This window comes from Ruegeria sp. AE3 (assembly GCF_056542225.1).
In genome coordinates this window covers 1-721 of record NZ_JBQFZL010000052.1, presented here as the reverse complement: position 1 = coordinate 721, position 721 = coordinate 1, and the positions used below count along the sequence as shown (strand labels likewise).

The following is a 721-nucleotide window of genomic DNA, read 5'->3' as shown; positions in this document are numbered from 1 at the left end:
CAGCCCAAAGCGGACCTTCATCACTAAGCTTTGCAATCTCTGAGATGCGGGACGAAGCTGACTTTTCAGGTCCGGCTATGCGTTCCTTTCCTAGCAATAAATTTCGTAGTCTCTATCATGCTGGTTTTGCCCCACTGTCGAAGGAAACAACATGTTGCGTTCAATGCTTATCCCCGCAGTTCTCTTTGCGCCTCATTGTCTGACTGCTGCAGAGAAAGTGTCGGCAACGAACTTCTATGTCGTCAACCAAGAGCAAATTTCCGCGGGCGAGGACGTGTTCTGGAAAGAGGACAACTATGGGACTTATACCGTTGACGAGGGACCAATCGATCCTGGTTTTGTCCGGTGCGTGGGCTCGGGTTTCGGCGGACCCAGCGGTGTCAGCGGCGGTGGCGTCTGTGTTTATGGTGAAGAAGAGGACACGTTCACCATGAGATGGGAGGTTGTTGCCTTCGGCGTCAACAACTGGCGGATTGTTTCCTCCACCGGCAAATATTCGGGGATGACTGGAAGTGGAACGACCAAAACACGTGTGGCGTCAAAACTCCTGGCGCTACCGCACCGTATTTCTGACTGGGAAGGCGAGGTTGCCTTGCCCGCTAGGGATTGAAACTCGAACTGAAATGGTCGGGGATGATGCTGATTTGAAAGGTTGGCAAAGCCCGCATTGGGCTTGTTGTCGCCTTTCGTTACTTTTCACATTAATGACCGGTGGCAGCCC

General features: G+C 52.6%; 1 protein-coding gene. It reads left to right on the top strand.

The features are described from left to right. The first annotated feature begins 151 nt into the window (after positions 1 to 151). Complete coding sequence (locus tag ACR0NZ_RS20635) at positions 152 to 610, top strand: hypothetical protein (protein WP_480474019.1); 459 nt, start codon at positions 152 to 154, stop codon at positions 608 to 610. The last annotated feature ends 111 nt before the right edge of the window (positions 611 to 721 follow it).